Raw genomic sequence first — 14,125 nt, 5'->3', positions numbered from 1 at the left:
TCAACCGCCTCCCGACATGGATTTGCCGAACGCCGTGTAATCCCGTCATGAACGCGACGACCCCCCTGGCCCAACCCCGCCCCGTCGAGCGCATTGTCGCCGGCCAGCCCACCAGCGACGGCGCCGGGGTCAAGCTCACCCGCGTGCTGACGCAGGACCTGCAGCGCCGGCTGGACCCGTTCCTGATGCTGGACAACTTCGCCAGCGACGACCCCGACGACTACGGCGCGGGCTTTCCCAACCACCCGCACCGCGGCTTCGAGACCGTCACCTACATGATCGCCGGCCGCATGCGCCACCGCGACAGCGCCGGCCACGAGGGCCTGCTGCAGAACGGCGGGGTGCAGTGGATGACGGCCGGCCGCGGCCTGGTCCACAGCGAGATGCCCGAGCAGGAACACGGCCGCATGGAGGGCTTTCAGCTCTGGCTCAACCTGCCCGGCCGGGACAAGATGCGCGAGCCCTGGTACCGCGACATCCAGAACCAGGAAATCCCGGAATTCACCACGCCCGAGGGCGTGACCGCGCGCGTCATCGCCGGCCAGAGCCACGGCGTGGCCGGCGCGGTGCAGCGCGAGCACACCGAGCCGCTGTACCTGGACCTGCACTTCCCGGCCGGCGCCGCCCTCTTCGAGCAGCCCCTGCCGGCCGGGCACAATGCCTTCGTCTACGTGTACCGCGGCGCGGTGGAGCTGCTCGACGCGCAGGGCGGGGTCAGCGTCGTGCCCGCGCAGCGCATGGCCCTGCTCGCCGGCGAGGGCGACGGAGCACGGCTGCGCTCGGTGGCCGGCGACACGCCGGCGCGCGCCCTGCTCATCGCCGGCCGGCCCCTGCGCGAACCGATCGCGCAGTACGGGCCTTTCGTGATGAACACGCGCGAGCAGCTGATCCAGGCGGTGGAGGACTTCCAGAACGGCCGCCTGGCCTGAGGTCCGCGCCGGCGCGCGCTCAGCGCTGCGGGCCGGCGCCCATCCCGCGCAGCTGGCGCGAACGCTCCTGCTCGCTGGCATCGGCGGCCCGCGCCCGCTCTCGCTCGCGCATCAGGGCGCGGTCCACGTTGCGCTGCAGGCCGTCGCCGGCGTTCTGCCGGGCCCGCACCGGCGAGCGGTCCAGCACCACGGCGCCGGCGCTGCTGCGGTCCTCCGGCGGCAGGGGCTCGGTATCGGTGAGCACCGCCGGGCCCTGGGTTCGGTTGGTGGGCGCGGCATCGTCGTCGGCCTGGGCCAGCGCGGCGCCGGCCGCGCCCGCCACCACCAGCGCGGCGGCCCAGCGGGCAGTGAAGTGCGTTCGGCTCATGCGTCTCTCCTGGTTGCCTTTCATGGTGGCGGCACGGCGGCGCATGGCTGTCGCCCGCTTCGCCCAGTGCCTGTAGGCGCAGCGCCCCCGCCGCTGTGCGCCTGGGCCGGCCTTTACACAAGCGCTACCGTCGGCGCACGCGGGGCTTACACGCGGCCGCCACACTGCCTTCCAGCCTGCCGATGGGTGCAGGTCGTTTGATGAAGAAAGGCCCTCCCATGACATCCCTCCGCTCCCACCTCGTTTGCGCCGCGCTGCTGGCCTCGCTGGCCGCCGGCGCCACCGCCCAGACCGCCCCCGCCGCGCCGTCCGGCGCCGCCGCCGCCCAGGAGCAGCCGCGGCACGGCGGCCGCTTCGACCCGGCCAAGCGCCTGGAGCGCTTCGAGCAGCGCATGACCGAGCTCAAGCAGAAGCTGCAGATCAGCGGCAGCCAGGAAAGCGCCTGGACCAGCTTCACCAACGCGCTGCGCCCGCAGGGCAAGCCGCAGCGCCCGGACCGCGAGGCCCTGGCCCGAATGGCCACGCCGGACCGCATCGACCACCTGCGCGCCCTGCGCAACGAGCGCATGGCCGAGATGGACCGCCGCGGCGAAGCCACCAAGGCTTTCTACGCATCGCTCACGACCGAGCAGAAGAAGGTGTTCGACGAGGCCACGCTGCGCCGCGGCCACCACGGTCATCACGGCGGCGGCCACCGGGGCTGACGCGGGACAACCGTCGAGTTGCGTTTTGTGACGCGGCTTGACGGTCTCGTGACATCGCTGGGCTAGACTGCGCGGCCGTCCAGCTTGTGGCTGAGGCACGCGGCGACGCAGCTGCGCGTTTCTCCTATGACGCCGGGCGCAAGGTTTCTTAATATTGCGCACTCCGACACACCTGCGTCATGTCCAGCCAGCCCGAAGAGCACCGCAGCTCCGCTTCTCCTCACACCCCGGCCGACGAGACCGTCGAGGACGGCAGCACCCCGCCTCGCGTCAACCGCAACGGCCAGGGCACGGACAGCATCATTGCGCACCTGCGCGAGCAGGAAGAGCAGCGCAAGCCGCTGAGCGACCAGTAGTTGACGAGGCCCCTGCCCAGCGGCTAGCGAAGCCAGCCGGCGGCCAGCGGCAACAGCAACGATCCCAGCACCACCTGCAGCCCCAGCGCCAGGCCGGCGTAGGCACCCGCATCGGCGTCCACCTGCAGCGCACGCGCGGCGCCGATGCCGTGCGAGGCGGTGCCCAGGGCAAAACCGCGGGCCGCCCAGCCGGCGCCGGCGGCGGGCACGCGCAGCGCATCGAACAGGTACTTGCCACTGAGCGCGCCGGCCAGGCCGGTGAGCACGGCGAACACGGCGGCCAGCGCCGGGATGCCGCCGATGCGTTCGGCCACCCCCATGGCCACCGGCGCAGTCATCGACTTGGGCGCCAGCGACAGCACCACCTCGGCCGGCAGCCCGACCGCCCAGCCCAGCGCCACGGCCGAGCCGCTGGCGGCGGTACCGCCCGCCAGTGCCGCCACCAGCAGCCGCCCCCAGCGCTGCCGCAGGGCCTCGCGCCGCTGCCACAGCGGCCAGGCCAGCGCCACCACGGCCGGCCCCAGCAGGAAATGGATGAACTGCGCGCCGGCGAAGTAGCTCGGGTAGGGCACGCCGGTGGCCAGCAGGGCCGCGGCCAGCCCGGCCACCGACCACAGCACCGGATTGGCCCAGGGCGCCTGCCCCAGCCGCACGTAGGCCGCATGAGCGGCCAGGTAGACCCCCAGCGTGGCCGTCAGGCCGAACAGCGGCGTTGCCGATAGGTAGATCCACAGCTCAACGAAGTTCGGCATCGCGACCTCCCCGCCAGCGCAGCGCCAGCACCGTCACGGCCAGCCCGATCCAGGTGGACAGCACCACCACCGCCAGCATGCGGCCGCCGAACTGGCCCAGCAGCGGCAGGTGCGTCATCACGCCCACGCCCACCGGCACGAACAGCAACGACAGATGGCCCAGCAAAAAGGCGGCGCAGGCCGCCACGGGTCCGCGCACGGCGGGCCAGCGCAGGGCCGGCAGCAGCAGCAGCAAGCCGGCCACGGGACCCGGGAAGGGCAGCTGCGCGCCACGCACCAGCAGCTCGCCCAGCGACTGGGCGGCTAGCAGCCAGGCCAGCCCGCGCAGGGCCTGGAAGTCGGCGGCAGGCGCGGCCGCAGCTTCGGGATCGGGAGTCGTTGGGGTCTGCATGGCCGCACTCTACGGCGCGGCGCGTTCCCGGCCTGCCGCCTGGTGTCGGTCGCGGGCGAAAAAAAGCCCCTGCGGGCAGGGGCTGTCGGCAGCGCTGGAGCGCCTTATTGGGGCGTGCCGCCCTTTTGCACCGGCGGCAGGCCAGCAGGGGCCACGGCCGGCGTGCCGGCCGGCGCGCCCGCGGTGGCGCCCATCTGGCTGGCAACAGCCGCCTGGCGGCGCTCCTGGCGCTCGGCGCGCTTCATCTGCTTCTCGGCGCGCAGCTCGGACTTGCTCTTGTTCAGGCGCGGGTCGTTGGGATTGGCGTTGGGGCGGCCGTTGACCATGGTGCTGGCCTCGCCGGCATCGGGCGGCACGGGGGAGACGCGGGCATCGCCACGGGCGCTGGCGCCAGCGGTCGTGCCGTGCTGCATGCCGGAGTGCGTGCCGCCTTGCTGGGCACCCGTGCCCATGGTCGTGGTCGACGAGGTGCCGGCGCCCATCGCCGGGGTGTTGGGGTTGCGGTTGGGCTGGCCGTTGACCTGGGTGCTGGCCTCGCCGGCAGCCGGCGGCAGGCTGGTCGTGCCCGAAGCGGGGGCGGTCTGGGCCTGGACGGCGCCGGCGGCCAGCAGGCCGGCCAGCAGCAGGGAGGCGGTGGGAATACGGTGTTTCATGGGGTGTTCCTTTTCGGTTGAGTCATGATGAACAGCCCGTGCAGGGCATGACCACACGGTAGGTGCCCCACGGCCGGGCAGTCATCGGACGCACGCGTTCCCGGCTGTAGGACGTGGGGGCAACTGCCTGTCATCAGTCCCACGACGGACGGGTTGATGCCTAAACTGGTTGGTATGAGCGATCAACCCCGTACCGGGCAGGCCCCACCCCAGATCGACCGCGAGCGCTTCCACCAGCGCTTCATGCAGGCCTTCCACGATCCGGCCTACCAGGCCGAAGCCCCCGCCATCACGCGCCTGGAGGCCATCGCCTGGGAGGCCTACCAGCAGGGCCGCAAGGCCCCGGTGACCGAGAAGGCCGGCCCGGGTTTCGCTGATCCCGGCTACGACCTGTCCGTCGAGTGGCGCCGCGCCCGCGACCGCATCGCCGCCGCCCAGGCGCGCCAGGCCCGGCCCGACACGCCCTCGCGCGTGCTGCTGGTGTGCAGCGCCTCGCGCAACGACGGCACCTGCCCGGGCGAGATCTCCAAGACCTGGCGCCTCTCCCGCATCGCCCAGGAGGTGCTGCAGGCCCAGGGCATCGAGTGCGACCTGCTGGACCTGAGCCTGCTCAACTCCGAGTACGACCTGCACATCCACCCGTGCAAGGGCTGCGTCTCCACCGCCATGCCGCTGTGCCACTGGCCGTGCAGCTGCTACCCCAACCATGCGGAGCGCCAGACCGGCGACTGGATGAACGAGATCTACGAGCGCTGGGCCGCGGCGCACGGCGTGATCCTGCTCACGCCGGTGTACTGGTACCAGGTGGCCAGCCCGCTCAAGCTGATGATGGACCGGCTGGTGTGCGCCGACGGCGGCAACCCCGACCCCACCAGCACGCACGGCAAGAAGGCGGGAGAGGCCAAGGCGATCGAGCGCGCCGGCTGGGACTACCCCAAGCACCTGGCCGGCCGGGCCTACGGCGTGGTGGTGCACGGCGACGTGGCCGGCATCGAGGGCGTGCGCCGCGCGCTGTGCGACTGGCTGGACTGGATGGGCCTGGTCGACGCCGGCCGCCAGGCGCGGCTGGACCGCTTCATCGGCTACTACGACTCGTACGCCGACAGCCACGAGACGCTGGACGGCGACACCACGGTCCAGGAAGAGGTGCGCAACGTCGCGCGTGCGGTGGCGCAGGCCGTGGCGCGGCAGCGCGCCGGGCAGCTGGCGCCGCCGGACCAGGCGCTGCGCCCGCCGCGCGTGAAGTAGAGCGGGACCTCAGAACCAGAGGCCGTAGCGCAGCTGCAGGTAGTTGATGCCCGGGTTGGGCTTCTTGATGCCGGCGTTGGAGTAGTGCGTCAGGCGCAGGCTCAGCTCATGCCGACGGTCGGCGCCGAAGCTGCGCCCGGCGCCCACCACGTCGGTGAACTGGAAGCGCGTGCTGAAGCCCTTGTCCGGCGTGCGGTACACCTCGTCCATCAGCGAGACGCCGATGCCGGCCTCGGCGAACCAGGGCGAGCGGCCTTCGGCGAACCGCAGCCGCAGCATGGGCACCAGGTTGAACTGCGTGTAGTGCTGCCAGCCGCCATCGAAGTCGCGCGCCCGCCAGAGCGAGCCATAGGCCTCGGTCATGCCGGTGAGCTCGCTGCCCCACAGCCGCCGGCGCAGCGACCACGGCCACACCAGGCCCACCGAAGCGATGGCGGCGTCCTCCTCGCCGGCCCCGCCCTGCACCATGATGCCGGCCGGACGCAGGTCCAGCGGCTGGGCGGCGGCGGGCCGCGCCGTGGCGGCCCAGGCGGCCGCCAGCAGCAGCGGTCCCCACGCCAGGGCCCATGGCATTCGCTTCATGTCGTACGGCTCCCTTTCTTCTTTCTCTTCCCTGGTCCGCGCCGGCGGATGCGTGACAGCGCTGAGGCCGATTATCGGGAGCGGTAGGGGCCCGATGAGCCTGCATAGCTCTTTCGAGCATGCGTCGCGCCGGCGGCTTTCAGCCGGCCCGGCCATTGGCCGGCAGGCGGCTGCTGCCCCGTCCTACACGGCCCTGGAAGCCCGTTGGACGCGACAAGGACTTGGCTCGCCGTCCTACAACTTGTCCACAAGCCCTTCGGTACAAACCCTGCTCCAAGACACGAAAGGGCATCCCCTGCGATGACGGACAGCAGCATGGCCGGCGCCCCACCGTTGACCGTGATGACGGTCAACATCCACAAGGGCTTCACCACCTTCAACCGCAAGTTCATCCTGCCCGAGCTGCGCGACGCGGTCCGCAAGGTCGGCGCCGACGTGGTGTTCCTGCAGGAGGTGCAGGGCACCCACGAGGACCACTGCAGGAAGGTGAACGGCTGGCCCGACGCCCCGCACTACGAGTTCCTCGCCGACAGCATCTGGCCGCATAACGCCTATGGCCGCAACATGGTGCATGCCAAAGGCCACCATGGCAACGCCTTGATGTCCAAGTTCCCCATCGTGCACTACCAGAACCACGACGTGTCCGTCGCCGGCCCGGAAAAGCGCGGCCTGCTGCACTGCGTGATCCGGGTGCCGGGCCAGCCGCTGGACGTCCACGCCATCTGCGTGCACCTGGGCCTGGCCGAGAGCCACCGCATGCACCAGCTCGACCTGCTGTGCGAGATGGTGCGCGGCGAGGTGCCCGACAACGAGCCGCTGGTCGTGGCGGGCGACTTCAACGACTGGCGCCGCCGCGCCAACGCCATCCTGGAGCGCGAGATCGGCCTGCGCGAGGTGTTCGTCAACGCCTACGGCGAGCCGGCCAAGACCTTCCCGGCGCGCTTCCCGCTGCTGTGCCTGGACCGCATCTACGTGCGCAACGCCTCGGTGCACCTGCCGGTGGTGCTGCCGCGCAAGCCCTGGTCCCACCTGTCCGACCACGCGCCCCTGGTGGCCGAGATCCACCTATGAAGCGCAGTTTCTATTCGCCCGGCCCGGGCGGCACCGACACCACCCGCCCGCCCGGCCCCTCCGCGCGCGCGCCGTCCAGCCGCTGGATCGAGGGCAACTCCTTCCGCCTGCTGGAGAACGGCGAGGAGTTCTTCCCGCGCGTGTTCGAGTGCATCGCCAATGCCAAGCGCGAGGTGGTGCTGGAGACCTTCATCCTGTTCGAGGACAAGGTCGGCCTGCAGCTGCAGCAGGCGCTGCTGGCGGCGGCGCGCAACGGCGCGCAGGTCGACGTCACCGTCGACGGCTGGGGCTCGCCCGACCTGTCGGACCGGTTCATCTCCACCCTGGTGGCCGCCGGCGTGCGCCTGCACGTGTTCGACCCCGGACCGCGCCCCTTCGGCCTGCGGCCCAAGCTGCTGCGCCGCATGCACCGCAAGATCGTGGTGGTGGACGGCGAGATCGCCTTCGTCGGCGGCATCAACTACTCGGCCGACCACCTGGCCGACTACGGTCCCGAGGCCAAGCAGGACTACTCGGTGGAGATCCACGGCCCGCTGGTGGCCGAGATCCACCGCTTCACCCATGCCGCGCTGGCCCAGGGGCTGCGCCACGAGCGTCGCCGCCAGTGGTGGCGCCGGCGCAAGCACGTGCGCCACGCGCCCGAGGCGCTGCCGCACGCCGGCACCGCGCGCGCCATGCTGGTCACGCGCGACAACGTCAACCACAAGGACGACATCGAGCGGCAGTACCGCATCGCCATCCGCTCGGCGCGCCAGCGCGTGGTGATCGCCAACGCCTACTTCTTCCCCGGCTACCGGCTGGTGCGCGAGCTCAGGCGCGCGGCGCGGCGCGGGGTGGACGTGCGGCTGATCCTGCAGGGCCAGCCCGACATGGCCATCGTCAAGACGGCCGCCAGCACGCTCTACCACCACCTGCTCAAGGCCGGCGTGCGCGTGTTCGAGTACTGCGAGCGGCCGCTGCACGGCAAGGTGGCGCTGGCCGACGACGAATGGTCCACCGTGGGCTCCAGCAACCTCGACCCGCTGAGCCTGGCGCTCAACCTGGAGGCCAACGTCATCATCCGCGACCGGGAGTTCAACCAGCACCTGCACGGGCGTCTGGAGCACCTGATGCGCCACAGCTGCCGCGAGATCGACCGCGAATCGCTGGGCGAGGTGCGCGGCCTGGAGCTGGTGCGCAGCTACATCGCGTTCCACGTGATGCGCAAGTTCCCCTCCTGGGCGCAGTGGCTGCCCCGGCACGCGCCCCGGCTCAAGTCCGCGCTGGACAGCCCGCTCGAGCCGGTGCCGGCCAAGGACCATCCATGATGCCCTCGCCCGCCCGCCCGGTGCCGCACCCCGGCGCCGCCGCCCCGGCGGCCGCGGCCTCCCCGCCCGCGCGCGGCTGGAGCGCCCGGCCGTGGTGGCCCTGGCTCAAGCGCGGGCTCACGATCGCCTTCTTCGCCGCCGTCGCCTACTACACCGTGCGCTACGCCCGCAACGTGGACTGGGGCGAGGTCTGGCGCAACATCCTGGCCACGCCGCGCGGCGTGCTGCTGGCCGCCCTGGCCGGCGTGGCGGCCAGCTACGCCATCTACTGCAGCTTCGACCTGCTGGGCCGCCACTACACGCGCCACGGCCTGCCCAAGTCCCAGGTCTGGCAGGTCAACTTCATCAGCTACGCCTTTAACCTCAACATGGGCTCGCTGGTGGGCAGCGTCGCCTTCCGCTACCGGCTGTACGGGCGGCTGGGGCTCGACGTGCCCACCATCACCCAGGTGATGACGCTGTCCATCCTGACCAACTGGCTGGGTTACCTGCTGCTGGGCGGCGCGGTGTTCGCCGTGGCGCCGCTGCAGCTGCCGCCCGACTGGAAGGTGGGCAGCGAGGGCCTGCGCTGGCTGGGCGTCGGCATGCTGGCCGTGGGCCTGGCCTACCTGGGCGCGTGCTTCTTCGCCACGCGGCGCAGCCTGCACCTGCGCGGGCACGAGCTGATCCTGCCGCCGGCGCGCATGGCGGTGCTGCAGGTCGTGATGGCCGTCACCAACTGGATGGTCATGGGCGCGATCCTGTTCACGCTGCTGCAGGGCAAGGTCGGCTATTTCCCGGTGCTCAGCGTGCTGCTGGTGGCGGCGGTGGCGGGCGTGATCACCCACGTGCCGGCCGGGCTGGGCGTGCTGGAGGCTGTGTTCATCGCGCTGCTGTCGCACCAGGTGCCCGAAGCCCAGCTGCTGGCCGCGCTGCTGAGCTACCGCGCCCTGTACTACATCGGCCCGCTGCTGCTGGCCGCCGTGCTGTACCTGTTCGTGGAGGCGCGGGCGCGCCGCAACCCGGCCGCCCCTGCGCCAGCGCGATAGAAGCCCTTGCCGTCCGCCCGCATCCCGCGTGCGACGGCCCATCCACCCTAAGCAGTACCCATGGCTCCCACCCCTCCCCTCCTTCCCCTGGCTCCTGCCCTGCTGTGGTGGCAGCTGGGCCTGCGCTGGTCCGAGATGCTGTGGGCCTCGTCCCAGGTGATCGCCACCCGCACCCAGCGCATGGCGCTGGCCGGCCACTCGCCCAGCGCGCGCGACCGCAAGGAATTCATGCGCATGGGCACCGAGAAGCTGCAGGCCGCGGGCGAGTCGGCCTGGGCGCTGTGGGCCGGCGCGCCAGCGGCCATGGCCGTGCAGCAGGGCGCCTATCCCTGGCTGGCGGCCTGGGGCGAATGGGCACGGCTGGGCAGCGCGGGCCTGGCGCCCATCCATGCCGCCGCCACCGCCAATGCCCGGCGGCTGTCGCGGGCCAAGCCGCGCCGGCGCTCGTCCCGCCGCTGACTACTGTACAGTCATCCAGTGGACCTGAACACCAAGCTCGCCATCCTCGCGGACGCCGCGAAATACGACGCGTCCTGCGCGTCCTCGGGCGGCACGCCGCGCGACTCCACCCAGGGCCGCGGCCTGGGCAGCAACGACGGCACCGGCATCTGCCACAGCTACGCGCCGGACGGCCGCTGCATCTCGCTGCTCAAGATCCTGCTGACCAATTTCTGCCTGTACGACTGCCTGTACTGCGTCAACCGCGTCAGCAGCAACGTGCGGCGCGCGCGCTTCACGGTCGACGAGGTGGTGCAGCTCACGCTGGACTTCTACCGCCGCAACCTGGTCGAGGGGCTGTTCCTGTCCAGCGGCATCATCCGCGGCCCCGACCACACCATGGAGCAGGTGGTCGAGGTGGCGCGCCGGCTGCGCCAGGAGCACGACTTCCGCGGCTACATCCACCTCAAGACCATCCCCGACGCGGCGCCCGAGCTGCTGCAGGCGGCCGGCCGGTATGCCGACCGCCTGTCCATCAACATCGAGCTGCCCACCGAGGCGGGGCTGGCGCAACTGGCGCCCGAGAAGGACACGGCCGGCATCCGGCGCTCCATGGCGCGGCTGCGCGTGCACATCGACGACGCGCGCGGCGAGGCCGCCGAGGCCGCCGCCCGGCCGCTGCGCTTCGTGCCCGGGGCGGCGCCCCGGCGCGCCGCCCCGCCCGCGTTCGCCGCCGCGGGCCAGAGCACGCAGATGATCGTCGGCGCCGACGGTGCCGATGACGCCACCATCCTGGCCACCAGCGCGCAGCTGTACGGCAGCTACCGCCTCAAGCGCGTCTACTACTCGGCCTTCAGCCCCATCCCCGACGCCTCCTCCTCGCTGCCGCTGGCCGCGCCGCCGCTGGTGCGCGAACACCGCCTCTACCAGGCCGACTGGCTGATGCGCCACTACGGCTTCGAGGCGCGCGAGATCACCGAGGGCGGCGGCGGCATGCTGTCGCTGCAGGTCGATCCCAAGCTGGGCTGGGCGCTGGCGCATCCCGAGCGCTTCCCGGTGGATCTCAACCGCGCGCCGCGCGAGCTGCTGCTGCGCGTGCCCGGCCTGGGCGTCAAGGCCGTCGACCGGCTGCTGCTGGCGCGGCGCGTGCGCCGGCTGCGCGCCGAGGACTTGAAGCGCCTGCGCGTGCCCACGAGGAAGGTGCTGCCCTTCGTCACCACCGCCGACCACCGGCCGGCCCGCACCGCGGCCGGGCCCGCCGCCCTGCGGCAGACGCTGGCGCCCGAGCAGGCCGTGCTGTTCTAGGAAGACCCTCGCCATGCACGCCGTCCTCGCGAGCGAGACCGACCTGGCGGGCTTCCGGGCCGAGGCGCGCGAGCTGCTGGCGCACCAGGTGCCGCCCGAGCAGGTGCAGTGGGAGACGGCGCAGGCGCAGAACGCCGACCTGTTCTCCGCCCCGCCGGCGACGGCGGCCGAGAGCCGGCCGCGCGGCGTGCCCAAGGCGGCGTCGGCCATCGTGCCCGCCTCCTTCGTGCGGCTGTGCGAGCTGGTGGTGCTGCACAGCGACCCGCAGCGCTTCGCGCTGATGTACCGGCTGCTGTGGCGGCTGGTGCACGAGCCCGGCCTGCGCAACGACCCCATCGATCCCGACATGCTGTCGGCCCAGCAGATGGCGCAGTCGGTGCGGCGCGACCTGCACAAGATGAAGGCCTTCGTGCGCTTCCGGCCGGTGCCCGACGAGGAGCATCCGGGCGAGGTGCTGCACGTGGCCTGGTTCGAACCCATGCACCACATCGTCGAGGCGGCGGCGCCCTGGTTCGCCGCGCGTTTCGCCAACATGCGCTGGGCCATCCTCACGCCCGAGCGCTGCGTGCAGTGGGATCTGCAGCAGCTGCACTACGGCCCGGGCGTCGGGCGCGAGCAGGCGCCGCCGCCCGACGCCGGCGAGCAGCTGTGGCTGACCTACTACCAGAGCATCTTCAATCCCGCGCGGCTCAAGCTCCAGGCCATGCAGCAGCACATGCCGCGCAAGTACTGGCACAACCTGCCCGAGGCGCAGCTGATCGCGCCGCTGGCGGCGCAGGCCCTGGAAAGGAGCGGCACCATGATCGAGCAACCGGCAACCCAGCCCCTGCGCCGCATCCCGCGGCCGGTGCGCCAGGACGACCCGGCCGTCACCCTGGAGCGCGACGGCATCCATTCGCTCGAGGAGCTCAAGCAGGCCACCATGCGCTGCCGCGAGTGCCCGATCGGCGAGTTCGCGACCCAGTCCGTGACCGGCGAGGGCCGGCTGCAGGCCAAGCTCATGTTCGTCGGCGAGCAGCCGGGCGACCAGGAGGACCTGCGCGGCCATCCCTTCGTCGGGCCGGCCGGCCAGCTGCTCGACCGGGCGCTGGCGCAGCTGGGCCTGCCGCGCGACGAGATCTTCGTCTCCAACGCGGTCAAGCATTTCAAGTTCGAGCTGCGCGGCAAGCGCCGCATCCACAAGAGCCCCAGCCAGCGCGAGGCCGCGGCCTGCCTGCACTGGCTGGAGGACGAGATCGCGCTGGTGCGGCCGCGCGCCCTGGTGGCCCTGGGCGCCACGGCCGCGCGCTCGCTGATGGGCCGCATGGTGGCGGTCACGGCCGAACGCGGGAAGTGGCTGGAGCGGCCCGACGGCCGCAGGGTGCTGATCACCCTGCATCCCTCGGCGCTGCTGCGCATGCCGCCCGAGGAGCGCGAGGCCGCGTTCGAGGCCTTCGTGGCCGACCTCGCGCAGGCGCGCGAGGTGTTCCAAGGCTGAGCTACCGGGCGGCAGAGCCGCCGGCCGGTGCCGGCCGCGCGATCACTCGATGGGGTTCACGCCGTGGCGCGAGCCCTCGCGGGTGCGCTTGACGGTGCGCCGCACCTGCTCGCCCGCGCCGCGCCGCGGCTGCGAGACGCCCGGGTCGCGGTCGCGCTGGGCGGGCAGCGCGTCGCGCGGGGCGCTGCGGCCTTCGTCTTCGCGGCCCGGCCGCAGGCCGGGGTCCCGCGGCGGGTTGCGGTCGTCACGCGGCGTGGCGCGCTCGTCGGCGCCGGGCGCCAGGACCGCCGGCGCGTCGGCCAGCGGGCCCTGCGGCATGTCGGCGGGCGCGCCGCCCGCCACGTTGGCCGGGCGCTGCAGCTGCAGCCCCGAGGCATCCGAGCCCTGCACGCCCACCCCGCCCTGGGGCGGGCCGGCCATCGCGCCGGTGCCGGCCTGGGCGCCGGCCATCGCCGGCCGGCCCTCGAACACCGCCTGCGCGCCGGTGCTCTGGCCCGAAGCCTCGGACAGCGTCAGCAGGCCGAGCGCGGCGATCGCGCTGACGGCGATCCAGTGGCGGCGCATGTGCTGCGTCTTCATCATGCATGCTCCTTGGCGTGGCGTTGCATCCAGTGTGGTCGCGCAGGGTCGCCCGCACAGGTGCAATTGGCAACAACATGTGTAGGACTGCGCTGGCGGCCGCTGTTAAGATGCGCCGCCTTTTCGCCAGGCCCCGCAGCCCTCCTCCCCCGCATGACCATCGCCCTCGCAGGCCGCACGCCGGCCACGTTCGAGATCAAGAGCGCCACCCTTCCGCTGGTGTCGCTGCTGCTGAAGTCGGCCGACTTGGCAGCGCTGGGCCAGGAGATGCAGGCGCGCTTCGGCGACATCCCCGACTTCTTCGACAACGACCCGCTGGTCATCGACCTGTCGCCGCTGCATCCGCACACCGGCCAGGCCGCGCTGGACTTCAACGCGCTGCTGGACCTGCTGCGCCTGTACCGCGTGATGCCGGTGGCCGTCAAGGGCGGCAGCGAGGCGCAGATGGAAGCCGCGCTCAAGGCCGGCCTGGCCCCCGCGGGCGAGCTCATGGCCGCGGCGGCCGCGCGCAAGAAGGAAGCCGCCCCCGCGCGGCCCGCCGCCCGCGCGCCGGCCCCCCCCGCGCCGGTGCCCGAACCCCCCGCCACCTCGGCCCTGGTGATCGACAAGCCGCTGCGCTCGGGCCAGCAGGTCTATGCCCGCGGGCGCGACCTGGTGGTGATGTCCATGGTCAACCCCGGGGCCGAGGTCATCGCCGACGGCCACATCCACGTGTACGCCCCGCTGCGCGGCAAGGCGATCGCCGGCGCGCGCGGCAACGCCGACGCGCGCATCCTGTCGCTGTGCCTGGAGCCCGAGCTGATCTCCATCGCCGGCGTGTACCGCACCAGCGAGGTGCCGCTGCCGGCCGAGGTGCGATCGCGGCCGACGCAGGTGCGCCTGGTCGGCGGCACCGAAGGCAAGCTGGTGATGGACCGGCTGCACACCTAGAACACCCA

The 14,125-nt window shown here is 72.5% G+C and carries 17 protein-coding genes; 11 read left to right on the top strand and 6 right to left on the bottom strand.

The features are described from left to right. Nucleotides 1-47 precede the first annotated feature (47 nt). Complete coding sequence (locus tag RTA_RS00250; RefSeq protein WP_041674914.1) at nucleotides 48-929, top strand: pirin family protein; 882 nt, start codon at nucleotides 48-50, stop codon at nucleotides 927-929. A 19-nt stretch (nucleotides 930-948) separates the two neighbouring features. Here RTA_RS00250 and RTA_RS00245 read toward each other — a convergent pair whose 3' ends face one another. Next, nucleotides 949-1,296, bottom strand: a complete 348-nt coding sequence (locus tag RTA_RS00245) for a hypothetical protein (protein ID WP_041674913.1) — start codon at nucleotides 1,294-1,296, stop codon at nucleotides 949-951. Between the two features lie 218 nt (nucleotides 1,297-1,514). On the opposite strand from RTA_RS00245, the gene RTA_RS00240 reads away from it, so the two are divergent. After that, the gene (locus RTA_RS00240; protein ID WP_041674912.1) at nucleotides 1,515-2,000 is read left to right on the top strand and encodes a Spy/CpxP family protein refolding chaperone; all 486 of its coding nucleotides are present in this window, start codon (nucleotides 1,515-1,517) and stop codon (nucleotides 1,998-2,000) included. Between the two features lie 179 nt (nucleotides 2,001-2,179). Beyond that, nucleotides 2,180-2,356, top strand: coding sequence for a hypothetical protein (locus tag RTA_RS20885; RefSeq protein ID WP_013899342.1), 177 nt, complete (start codon nucleotides 2,180-2,182; stop codon nucleotides 2,354-2,356). Between the two features lie 23 nt (nucleotides 2,357-2,379). Here the strand turns inward: RTA_RS20885 and RTA_RS00235 are convergent, their stop codons facing one another. From RTA_RS00235 to RTA_RS00225, 3 genes are all read right to left on the bottom strand, one after another. Then, nucleotides 2,380-3,108: an LrgB family protein gene (locus RTA_RS00235; RefSeq protein WP_013899341.1), complete on the bottom strand. Its 729-nt coding sequence runs from the start codon at nucleotides 3,106-3,108 to the stop codon at nucleotides 2,380-2,382. Continuing rightward, nucleotides 3,092-3,499, bottom strand: coding sequence for a CidA/LrgA family protein (locus RTA_RS00230; protein ID WP_013899340.1), 408 nt, complete (start codon nucleotides 3,497-3,499; stop codon nucleotides 3,092-3,094). The genes RTA_RS00235 and RTA_RS00230 overlap by 17 nt, the downstream gene beginning before the upstream one ends. Before the next feature lie 104 nt (nucleotides 3,500-3,603). Further along, complete coding sequence (locus RTA_RS00225; RefSeq protein ID WP_013899339.1) at nucleotides 3,604-4,152, bottom strand: hypothetical protein; 549 nt, start codon at nucleotides 4,150-4,152, stop codon at nucleotides 3,604-3,606. Between the two features lie 174 nt (nucleotides 4,153-4,326). Here RTA_RS00225 and RTA_RS00220 point away from each other — a divergent pair, with 174 nt between their 5' ends. After that, the gene (locus RTA_RS00220; protein ID WP_013899338.1) at nucleotides 4,327-5,400 is read left to right on the top strand and encodes a flavodoxin family protein; all 1,074 of its coding nucleotides are present in this window, start codon (nucleotides 4,327-4,329) and stop codon (nucleotides 5,398-5,400) included. A gap of 9 nt (nucleotides 5,401-5,409) precedes the next feature. On the opposite strand, the gene RTA_RS00215 is transcribed toward RTA_RS00220, so the two are convergent. Continuing rightward, nucleotides 5,410-5,982 carry an acyloxyacyl hydrolase gene (locus RTA_RS00215; protein ID WP_013899337.1) on the bottom strand — a complete coding sequence of 191 codons (573 nt, stop codon included), beginning with the start codon at nucleotides 5,980-5,982 and terminating at the stop codon, nucleotides 5,410-5,412. A gap of 300 nt (nucleotides 5,983-6,282) precedes the next feature. Between RTA_RS00215 and RTA_RS00210 the strand changes: the two genes are divergently transcribed. From RTA_RS00210 to RTA_RS00185, 6 genes are read left to right on the top strand one after another with little or no spacing between them, the layout of a single operon-like run. Then, entirely contained in the window at nucleotides 6,283-7,053 is a 771-nt protein-coding gene (locus RTA_RS00210) for an endonuclease/exonuclease/phosphatase family protein (protein ID WP_013899336.1), read from the top strand. Further along, nucleotides 7,050-8,360 carry a cardiolipin synthase ClsB gene (clsB, locus tag RTA_RS00205; protein ID WP_013899335.1) on the top strand — a complete coding sequence of 437 codons (1,311 nt, stop codon included), beginning with the start codon at nucleotides 7,050-7,052 and terminating at the stop codon, nucleotides 8,358-8,360. The genes RTA_RS00210 and clsB overlap by 4 nt, the downstream gene beginning before the upstream one ends. Continuing rightward, nucleotides 8,360-9,388: a lysylphosphatidylglycerol synthase domain-containing protein gene (locus RTA_RS00200; RefSeq protein ID WP_013899334.1), complete on the top strand. Its 1,029-nt coding sequence runs from the start codon at nucleotides 8,360-8,362 to the stop codon at nucleotides 9,386-9,388. Before clsB ends, RTA_RS00200 begins: the two co-directional genes overlap by 1 nt. Before the next feature lie 60 nt (nucleotides 9,389-9,448). Next, nucleotides 9,449-9,847: a hypothetical protein gene (locus RTA_RS19565; protein ID WP_049871180.1), complete on the top strand. Its 399-nt coding sequence runs from the start codon at nucleotides 9,449-9,451 to the stop codon at nucleotides 9,845-9,847. Nucleotides 9,848-9,865: 18 nt separating this feature from the next. Further along, nucleotides 9,866-11,131: a putative DNA modification/repair radical SAM protein gene (locus RTA_RS00190; protein WP_013899332.1), complete on the top strand. Its 1,266-nt coding sequence runs from the start codon at nucleotides 9,866-9,868 to the stop codon at nucleotides 11,129-11,131. 13 nt (nucleotides 11,132-11,144) lie between these two features. Beyond that, nucleotides 11,145-12,608, top strand: coding sequence for a UdgX family uracil-DNA binding protein (locus tag RTA_RS00185; RefSeq protein ID WP_013899331.1), 1,464 nt, complete (start codon nucleotides 11,145-11,147; stop codon nucleotides 12,606-12,608). Nucleotides 12,609-12,650: 42 nt separating this feature from the next. On the opposite strand, the gene RTA_RS00180 is transcribed toward RTA_RS00185, so the two are convergent. Continuing rightward, nucleotides 12,651-13,190, bottom strand: coding sequence for a hypothetical protein (locus RTA_RS00180; protein ID WP_013899330.1), 540 nt, complete (start codon nucleotides 13,188-13,190; stop codon nucleotides 12,651-12,653). A gap of 150 nt (nucleotides 13,191-13,340) precedes the next feature. Here RTA_RS00180 and minC point away from each other — a divergent pair, with 150 nt between their 5' ends. Next, nucleotides 13,341-14,117 carry a septum site-determining protein MinC gene (gene minC, locus RTA_RS00175; RefSeq protein WP_013899329.1) on the top strand — a complete coding sequence of 259 codons (777 nt, stop codon included), beginning with the start codon at nucleotides 13,341-13,343 and terminating at the stop codon, nucleotides 14,115-14,117. Nucleotides 14,118-14,125 lie beyond the last annotated feature (8 nt).

The sequence above is a fragment of the Ramlibacter tataouinensis TTB310 genome (genome assembly GCF_000215705.1).
GTDB classification, from domain to species: Bacteria; Pseudomonadota; Gammaproteobacteria; order Burkholderiales; family Burkholderiaceae_C; genus Ramlibacter; species Ramlibacter tataouinensis.
The sequence above is the reverse complement of the archived record's forward strand: the minus strand, read 5'-3'. Positions and strand labels throughout refer to the sequence as shown.

Bases quoted from the DNA above. Each gene is read 5' to 3' on its own strand.
- RTA_RS00250 (WP_041674914.1), top strand. From the start codon at position 48: ATGAACGCGACGACCCCCCTGGCCCAACCCCGCCCCGTCGAGCGCATT.
- RTA_RS20885 (WP_013899342.1), top strand. From the start codon at position 2,180: ATGTCCAGCCAGCCCGAAGAGCACCGCAGCTCCGCTTCTCCTCACACC.
- RTA_RS00210 (WP_013899336.1), top strand. From the start codon at position 6,283: ATGACGGACAGCAGCATGGCCGGCGCCCCACCGTTGACCGTGATGACG.
- RTA_RS00240 (WP_041674912.1), top strand. From the start codon at position 1,515: ATGACATCCCTCCGCTCCCACCTCGTTTGCGCCGCGCTGCTGGCCTCG.
- RTA_RS19565 (WP_049871180.1), top strand. From the start codon at position 9,449: ATGGCTCCCACCCCTCCCCTCCTTCCCCTGGCTCCTGCCCTGCTGTGG.
- clsB (WP_013899335.1), top strand. From the start codon at position 7,050: ATGAAGCGCAGTTTCTATTCGCCCGGCCCGGGCGGCACCGACACCACC.
- RTA_RS00200 (WP_013899334.1), top strand. From the start codon at position 8,360: ATGCCCTCGCCCGCCCGCCCGGTGCCGCACCCCGGCGCCGCCGCCCCG.
- RTA_RS00225 (WP_013899339.1), bottom strand. From the start codon at position 4,152: ATGAAACACCGTATTCCCACCGCCTCCCTGCTGCTGGCCGGCCTGCTG.
- RTA_RS00180 (WP_013899330.1), bottom strand. From the start codon at position 13,190: ATGATGAAGACGCAGCACATGCGCCGCCACTGGATCGCCGTCAGCGCG.
- RTA_RS00220 (WP_013899338.1), top strand. From the start codon at position 4,327: ATGAGCGATCAACCCCGTACCGGGCAGGCCCCACCCCAGATCGACCGC.
- RTA_RS00185 (WP_013899331.1), top strand. From the start codon at position 11,145: ATGCACGCCGTCCTCGCGAGCGAGACCGACCTGGCGGGCTTCCGGGCC.
- RTA_RS00230 (WP_013899340.1), bottom strand. From the start codon at position 3,499: ATGCAGACCCCAACGACTCCCGATCCCGAAGCTGCGGCCGCGCCTGCC.
- RTA_RS00215 (WP_013899337.1), bottom strand. From the start codon at position 5,982: ATGAAGCGAATGCCATGGGCCCTGGCGTGGGGACCGCTGCTGCTGGCG.
- minC (WP_013899329.1), top strand. From the start codon at position 13,341: ATGACCATCGCCCTCGCAGGCCGCACGCCGGCCACGTTCGAGATCAAG.
- RTA_RS00235 (WP_013899341.1), bottom strand. From the start codon at position 3,108: ATGCCGAACTTCGTTGAGCTGTGGATCTACCTATCGGCAACGCCGCTG.
- RTA_RS00245 (WP_041674913.1), bottom strand. From the start codon at position 1,296: ATGAGCCGAACGCACTTCACTGCCCGCTGGGCCGCCGCGCTGGTGGTG.